Here is a 1,605-nt window from a genome sequence, read left to right as displayed (position 1 = left end):
TCAACGAGGCGGCGGACCGGGCCTACGTGTCCTCTCCCCGTAACCAAGCGATTGTGGTCTATGCCCGCTCCGGGGCCAACGACTGGGTGTACGAGCAGAGCCTGGCCCCGCCCGGGCTCCCCGAGCGCGTCAGCTCCGTCGGAAACACCTTCGGCGAATCCCTGGCGCTCGACGGGGACCGGCTCCTGATTGGCGTGCCGAACGCCCGCGTGGACAATCAAAACAACACCGGATTTGCGTACCTCTTGGACCTCGGCACGGAGTCCTGGACCCCGCTCATCCCGGAGACCCCCCGCGCCAACAGCATCACCGGCCAGTCCGTCGCCCTCAGCGGCGACCGGGCCGCGCTCAGCGCCGTGCAGGTGCGCAACGCGGCCCGGCTCCAGGTCGGCGGCGTGTACCTGTGGGACCTCGCCGCGATGGACGAGCCCCGCTTCACGAGCCAGCCGGAGGAGGATTCCCGCGTGTGCTTGTCCTCCGCGGGGAGCGGCCCGGCGTTTGGGATGTCGCTCGCCTTCGACGCCGAGACGCTCTTCGTCGGTTCCCCCCGAGAGGTGAACTACACGGCTGACGACCCCGCCGACCCGGCCGGGGGCTGCCTCACCTCCGCGGTCGATCAGGGCAACACGACGCAGGGCGCGGTGTACCGCTTCACCCACGAGCTCGAACAGATCGGGGGGAAGATTCTGCCCCCGGCCGGTTCCTATGAGTACGGTCACAACATCGCGGTCAGCGAGAACGCCCTGCTCGCAAACACCCAGCACGCCCCCGAGTACGAGGGCGAGGTCATCGTGACCGATATCAGCACGCTGGAGACCGCGGGCACGGGCGACGAGAACCACCGGCAACGGCCCACGCCAGCGCAGACGCTCACGGCGTCGAACCCCAGCCCGGGAGCCAGCTTCGGGCAGCAGCTGTTCGGGAACGCCCTCACCGTGGACGGCACGCGCGCGCTCGTGGGCACGCCGGACGCGAACGACGGGGCCGGGGCCGTCTACGTCTTCCAGCCCATCAGCCCCAACGTCACCCCGGTCACCCTCACGGGAACGAACCTGACCCTGGAGTACGGCGAATCGGGCAGCATCGGCGCCAAAGCGGCCAACGCGACGAGCGAGGGAACCATCTCCGCGGAGATCGCGGGGACGGCGCTCGAGGCGGTCGAAACCGCGGGCGGTGAGGCGCAGATCGCGCTCCCCCCGGGGCAGTTCGACGTCGGCGAGTACCCGATCACGCTGACCTTCACCCCGGCCGGGGCGACGGAAGCGGTCGCGAGCACGGCGGAGCCCCGGCTCACCGTCGCCCCGGCCGCCACGGAGACCCGGCTCCGGGCCGAGCCGGTTCCGGGCGGTGCGGCGGTCACCATCTCCGGCACGGTGACAGCGGCGCACGGCACCCGGCCCGGCGGCGCGGTGACCCTGCTCCTGGGCGGCGTCGAGGTCGCCGAGGCGATCCTCGACGCGGAGGGCAGCTTCGCGCTGCCCGAGCCCCTGCCGGTGGCCGCGGACGCGACGCTCGACGCACGCTACCCGGGCGACGGGAATCACCTGGCGTCCTCGGCGGCGGAGGAGCTGCTCGCCCCGGGTATCACGGGGCCGGGCACGCCCC

Annotated in this window: 1 protein-coding gene; it reads left to right on the top strand. The window is 72.0% G+C overall.

Translation table 11 applies throughout. The features are described from left to right. Positions 1 to 1,605: Ig-like domain repeat protein (locus OOT08_RS11595; protein ID WP_325092924.1), on the top strand; the 1,605-nt coding region annotated here is incomplete at both ends.

Origin of the sequence: Leucobacter sp. M11 (assembly GCF_035726885.1) — a bacterium.
Classification (GTDB): Bacteria; Actinomycetota; Actinomycetes; order Actinomycetales; family Microbacteriaceae; genus JAPFRB01.
The sequence above is the reverse complement of the archived record's forward strand: the minus strand, read 5'-3'. Positions and strand labels throughout refer to the sequence as shown.